The 6,676-nt window shown below is 43.1% G+C and carries 4 protein-coding genes; 2 read left to right on the top strand and 2 right to left on the bottom strand.

The window, feature by feature from the left end; all coding sequences use genetic code 11:
- Nucleotides 1-838: penicillin-binding transpeptidase domain-containing protein (locus AB4653_RS17095; protein ID WP_372104809.1), on the top strand; the 838-nt coding region annotated here is incomplete at its 5' end.
- An 858-nt stretch (nucleotides 839-1,696) separates the two neighbouring features.
- Here AB4653_RS17095 and ltrA read toward each other — a convergent pair.
- Entirely contained in the window at nucleotides 1,697-3,151 is a 1,455-nt protein-coding gene (ltrA, locus tag AB4653_RS17090; RefSeq protein WP_102258468.1) for a group II intron reverse transcriptase/maturase, read from the bottom strand.
- 1,008 nt (nucleotides 3,152-4,159) lie between these two features.
- Between ltrA and AB4653_RS17085 the strand changes: the two genes are divergently transcribed.
- Nucleotides 4,160-5,398, top strand: a complete 1,239-nt coding sequence (locus AB4653_RS17085) for an ISL3-like element ISVa7 family transposase (RefSeq protein ID WP_102258469.1) — start codon at nucleotides 4,160-4,162, stop codon at nucleotides 5,396-5,398.
- Nucleotides 5,399-5,544: 146 nt separating this feature from the next.
- On the opposite strand, the gene AB4653_RS17080 is transcribed toward AB4653_RS17085, so the two are convergent.
- Nucleotides 5,545-6,330 (bottom strand): hypothetical protein, encoded by a 786-nt coding sequence (locus AB4653_RS17080; protein ID WP_017101220.1) that lies wholly within the window; start codon nucleotides 6,328-6,330, stop codon nucleotides 5,545-5,547.
- Nucleotides 6,331-6,676 lie beyond the last annotated feature (346 nt).

Genomic DNA, 6,676 nt, shown 5'->3' with positions numbered 1-6,676 from the left:
CAATGAGGGGATCATTACCCCGAGAACCAAAATTCGCAGCGTTGGCGCGTGGCGAGTTCCCAACAGCAACTCTCGCGCGTTTCGCGATTGGCTCAAATGGGGCCATGGTAGCGTCGACGTGACTCACTCTATCGAACAATCCGTCAATACCTTCTTTTATCAGATCGCCTACGATATGGGCATTGACTCACTCTCCAATTGGATGATGATGTTTGGCTTTGGCCAAAGTACCGGGATCGATATATTCGAGGAAACGTCGGCAAATATGCCAACCAGAGATTGGAAAAGAAGTCGTTTCAATAAACCTTGGTACATCGGTGATACCATCCCTATCGGGATTGGACAGGGTTACTGGACCACTACCCCCATCCAAATCGCCAATGCCACTTCCATCCTAATCAATGATGGCCGAAAAAAACCGATCCGGTTGCTCGATAGTGTGTCGGGTCACAACGCGTCGACCGCCAAAGAGCCAACCGAATTCCCGCCGATCGAAGGTGTACCATCAAACTACTGGGTACTCGCCAGATACGGCATGTATTTGGTGAACCACGGTAAAAAAGGCACCTCCAGAAAAGTGTTTCGAAACGCTCCCTACAAGAGCGCCGGGAAATCCGGTACCAGTCAGGTCTTCGGTCTGGCAGAAAACGAAGAATACGATGCTGAAAACATTCCCGAACACCTAAGAGATTTGGCCTTGTTTACCGGCTTTGCCCCATACAACGATCCGCAAATCGTCGTGACGGTGATCCTCGAAAACGCCGGTGGCGGTTCATTCAATAGTGCGCCCATCGTTAAGAAGATTTTTGATCACGTGTTACTCGAACCAAGTCAGTGAAGTCCGAGCGATAACCCAATCGGTAGCAGTGGGCGATAGCGTCATCGCCCAAGGCTGGCCCGCATTCCCGCGGCAGCCTCAAACGGTTCATTGTAAGATCAGACTGCAAATATGATTGTCTTGCCAATCATAGTGACAAACAAACGTGTCGCTAGTGCCCGTTTCCAACTGAAGCTCAGGCGTAAATGCCAAGCTAACATACCGTTTCTCTAATCACCCTTGCTCGCTCAAAGCAAAAATAGGCCCCAATGTATTGATACGTCGCTTTAAATAACGCTTCTTTGGCCGAAAAGACGAGGGTGCAGATAAATCACATCAATAAGTAGAGCGGGAAGGCAAATTATTGTTGGCAAGTCGAATTTGCCCCCTGATACATCACGGGAATTCACGACGAACAGTATTAGAAAAATGGATAACTTCTAGTAGGGCAAAAACCCATGAACAGGATATAAATGAGTAAAATCACTAACCAATTTTGGTCGGATAAGCGACACCTGTTACCAGGTGCCGCTCTCCTAAGAACCCAGCGTGCAACTTTCACTGCACTGGGCTCAAGCCTCCGCGAAGGCGTACTATGTACACCCACTTGCCAATAAGGCAGATTTTGCAATGCACATTTGAAGCTTCAATACTTACGACCAAAGCTATTCTGGTTAAAGAGTAGCGTTGATGTTCATTAGGAGAGGCACTAACTTTATATAAAGTCATCATTTGCGTTTCTCCTTTAATAAAGTTCCTCAAATCATCTTGCAACGGGAGACCCGCTGGAAGTAGGCTCACTTTCGTGCCAGACATAAGTCTGTATCTGCATCATTACAATACAGCATTAGCTTTCTCCAGCATCCTCTACCTGCACCACTATCGGCTTTCTTCGCAGAAAGCTTTCCTTTTGAATTTTCTCTTCGCCAAGTATTCTTGGTGCTGAGGGTCAAATGGCGTTGCGGCACTTCGGATTTTCACATGTCTTTCTATTGATACTTTGGCTATTTGAAATAGATTGAACTGACAATCCATATTCATTATCTTCTGCCAACCGTGAAATTGCCATTGGCCTTTTCGGTTGATGAAGTACTTATGGGTGACCCAACTTTTTGATTTAGTTGGGTGACGCCTAATAGCCCAGAGCCATAATGCTTGGAATAGTTGGTGTCCAACGTATCCGAAAACTCGTTTAGCAACACAGTGGCGATAGTAATTCGCCCATCCCCGCATTTTGGGGTTTATCATTTTGATAAGGTTATTTACGGGGATCGTTGCGTGAGTTTTGATGAGTCTACGCAAGTTACTTAAGAATGACAGTACATTGGTTTTACTCGGTTTTATGAGTAGCTTTCCTTTGTATTTTCTGTGGTTAAACCCTAGAAAATCGAATCCATCATCAATATGAGTTGTGCGTGTTTTTTCATCGGAAAGTGTTAGACCTCTTTCTAGTAGAAATTCAGTAATCAATGGCTTTATGTCGTTCTCTAATACATCCTTTGATGTACAAGTGACAACAAAATCATCAGCGTATCCAATAAAGTTGGCTCTTGCTTTCTTCTTAAGAGCCAAGGACTTTATTTGTTGTTCAAGCCCTGCGAGAGTGATTAGCATTAATGTTGGAGAAATTATGCCACCTTGTGGCGTGCCTTCTTCCGTACGATAAAACAACCCTTTATCTACAAAACCAGACTTCAACCATTGTTCCAACATACGCTTGTCTACAGCGATGTTATCAAGAAGCCATTGGTGCCCGATTTTATCAAAACAGGATTTAATATCTCCTTCAAGAACCCATTTAGCTGCCTTCTTTTGAGCCAAGCATAAGAAAGACTGCGCTATTGCATCAGTAGTGCTTCGGTTTGGTCTGAAGCCGTAACTATTTGGGTCTGAAATTGTTTCCGAGATAGGCTCCAAAGCAAGGAGGTGGAGCGCTTGTTGCGCTCTATCTGCCATACAAGGAATACCAAGTGGTCGAAGCTTACCGTTCTTTTTAGGGATGTAGATACGCTTGAGTGGTTTAGCTTGATAAGCTTTTCGACTCAATTGATTCACTGCATTCATGCGACGTGCATCTGTATTCCAGAGCACGCCATCTATTCCAGGCGTTTTACTACCTTTGTTTTGAGATACTCGCTTAACAGCAAGAAGTTTTGCTGAACGAGAATGGGTTAGTATCCACTGTAAGGCTTTTGCTTTACCGTGATTACCTTCTCTAGTTGCCTTTGCGATACGCATTTGGAGCTTTAAGACATGCGCCTCCACAGCCTTCCAGTTAATGGATTGCCATTGTGCACTGTCAGAAGATGCACTAATCTCGTTCGAAATCATCATTTGCTTTTCTTCCTTAATAAAGTTCTTCAAACTCTCTCGCAACGGGAGACCAGTTGGAAGTGGGCTCACTTTCGTGATCAGGCATGTGCCTGTATCTGCATCATTACAATCCAGCTTTCGCTTTCTCCAACCTCCTTTACCTGCATCACTATCGGCCACATAGGCTTTCCCAGAGGGAGTGATACAGGCTTACCATGTTCCGTAATGTCAGGGTAGATGCCCACTATAATGCGGAGAGCATTTCGATCACGAAAGAATACACACAAACTTCTTTCCTACTCTCGTTGCTTATTTAGCTACAGCGTCTAAACCACTTCCGCTGCTTGTGAAATTACGCATCTGACGTGGATTCACTTCTGTTCATCATACTGACTCCCTAGCACTTACCCGATTTATGTGGTTATCAGGAGGAGCTTCCTCTCGCGATTCAGTTCCCGTCCATCAGATAGACTTTGTTACATTGTCAGGCTCGCTTCTTTATTCAGAGCCGTAGGGTCATTTGGTGATACAAATGGTTCGCTCTTTTCGTGGCGAACAACGATTCATACGACTTCATGTCGCACTAAATGGATTCACATATGTTCATCATACTGACTCCCTAGCACTCACCCGATTTGTGGTTGTCAGGAGGAAGTTCTTCTCACGATTTACTTCCCGCCAAGTAGTTACTTGACTTCGTTACATTGTCTGGCTCGCTACTTTATTCAGAGCCATAGGGTCATCTGGTGATACAGATGGTTCACGCTTTCGTGGTGAACAACGCTTCATACGACTTCACGTCGCACGGGTAGATCTGAGCTAGTTGGCACTTTTTGAAGAAAGTGCCAAGAGTAAAGCTTCAGATCTATGAAGCCTCTGGACAATTCCGTGTTATATGTATTGTTAAATTAGCATTTAACGGATTACTTTAGGGGCTCTTCTCCGCTTAGATGAGTCTATAAATTAACAATAAAACCGGTAACACATTGATTTATAATCGCTTCCCACCTTATATCTCAGTATTGTAGTTTGTCGTTATTATCTTCCGCTCTATTTAACTTTAAAGGCCAATCCGTACAGTCTGTAACGCTCGAAGAAAGCTCTCATTCAGTACTCGTCAAATGCAAGCGAGATAGACGCTGTAAAGTTGTTGACCCTGAGACTGGAGCACCGCGCACAGTCGACCACTATGTTCACCGTCGCCTGTCGGATTTACCTGTCAGTGGTCGCCCTTGCGTTATAGAAATTGAATTGGCTCAGACAAGAGATAGGCTCGGCCGAAGGTTGGTTGAAGCGACTGATTTTGTTGATAAGGGGAGTCGTTATACCAAGAGATTCTGTCACTTTATTAGTGGACTATGCAGCTATATGAGCATCCACGCAGTGTCTAAGCATTTAGACATACGCTGGGAAACCGTGAAAAATATCGATAAAGCATTTCTGTTATCTACCTTGCCCGCTTTAGAGCCTAAGAGGTTGACCAACCTTGTTCATATTGGCGTTGATGAAGTCGCCAGGGCTAAAGGCCATGACTATATGACCGTCGTTTATGATCTCGTTTCAGGACAACTTATTTGGGTTGACCATGGGCGGACTTCAAACGTACTCATCAACTTTTTTGAACAATTATCACCGCAAACGAGAGACGGCATCCAAGCGGTATCAATGGATATGGGGCAATCTTACCAATCAGCAGTGAGAAACGCTCTTCCGAATGCAGACATCGTTTTTGACCGGTTTCACGTTATGCAGAACTACTCTCTTCTGATAAGGAAAGAGCGTAATAAAGCGTTTAGGAAAGGAACACATGACGAGAAGAAAATGCTTAAAGGGACGCTATTTTTACTCCTCAAAAATGCGCCGAAATTAAGCGATAAGCAGTCAGATAGGCTAGATGATTTACTTGAAAGCAATAAGACTCTTTGTACGATTTATATGCTCAAAGAGCAGCTTCAAGCCTTATGGGATGAACGTAATTTTGACCTGATGATCGCAGCTCTTGATGCGTGGTGCCAGCTTGCTAAAAAGACGAGGATCTTATCTCTCATCAACTTCGCAGACGCGCTTTGGGAGAGAAGAGTTGGGATCTGCAATTATGCAAAATATAAGCTGACGAATGCCCGAGTGGAAGCAGGGAATGTATCGATAGGTCTTCTTAGACGGCGAGCCCGAGGAGTAAGGGATACTGATTACTTTAAATTGAAGATTAGACAAACCTCAATCCTAGAAACTCACTCTACCATTTACCCAGAAATCAAGCTCATCTAAGCGGAGAAGAGCCCTTTAGGTACAGCAAAACCCCTAATAGTGGTCAAATTCACTTAGCCACTACAGAACAAAAAATATATTGATACAGTGCATTTACTAGGGGAGCATTCAACAACCTCTGCTCTAACGATGAAGAGGTGGACACTTCACTGCAAAGTTTTCGCATACTCGCGCATAACTCTGGCATTGTCCGCGTACTCTTCATTACCACATGGTTCACCGTTGTTGCTGATCAGAGGGCTTGAATAAGCAGGGACAACCTTTTCAGAATAACTCATGACTGTCCCGTAGTTAGAACAATGAAAAGCTCCAGAATAAGGTTTTACTTTACTTCTATTTGCAGCAAAGACCTGTTCCATGATCCAAAAGTCTCCACTTTCAGAGTTAGGCCGTTCATGCATTGCCCACCCTAAATGTCCTAGCTCATGTTCTAGCACGGTAATCGGGAAGTCCTCCGCAAGCAGTACAAAGCTGTCGTTCAAGTTAACCATTGTCATCCCATTAATCTCCTCTTCGATGACCAATGGATGATTATCACTTAAAACCAAAACGTACTGCTCTTTTGGAGCGTCTAAAAACGAGTTTACCTTCGAAGAACTGATTGCTTGTTTTAGGTCTGAATGCACAGAGGAGATAGACATACTGTCATGAGATATTGATACAGAATGGCTATCCTTGAACACACGAGTTATAGGGATGCATGAGTTAGACAGTATCGTATTAGACATCTTTACCGCTTCTTGCAATCTGCCTTTTAACTCTTCCTTGTTACCAATCTGATTATCAATATAAAAGGTGACATTGGAATTAACGCTTCTTTCTTCTTCGCACTCCGGGAAAGTAAAATTTGGTTTCGTATTTCTTTGGCTGTGCATAATTATAATTACGATCACAATAGAAGCGAGAGTTAAATTTCTTTTAGTCTTTTTCATGAATCCCTCGGTCGCTATTGAGCGTTAAGTCATTAAATGTTTTAAAAAGAATAAACCCGATACTAACAATAGGAAATAATTACCACCACTAATTATTTATCGGTCACTACGGTGATATAGGCGACCTTAATGATTAAATTATGTAATTAGCTTTTTTTGCTTCTTGCATGGCCAATGCAATTTTATTAGCCCCTGATTCAGCTATGTCTTTTAATTCCTTAGTGGTCTTTAATATTAGCTCGGACTTATCCATTATGTTCCCTCTATCTTTGAATTTTCGAAAGAAGCGTTAAATAAAGTAAAACGATCTAAGGAGAATAAACTAAAAATATCAACTATATTAATA

This window comes from Vibrio sp. 10N.222.48.A3, from assembly GCF_041475345.1.
GTDB classification, from domain to species: domain Bacteria; phylum Pseudomonadota; class Gammaproteobacteria; order Enterobacterales; family Vibrionaceae; genus Vibrio; species Vibrio tasmaniensis_A.
The sequence above is the reverse complement of the archived record's forward strand: the minus strand, read 5'-3'. Positions and strand labels throughout refer to the sequence as shown.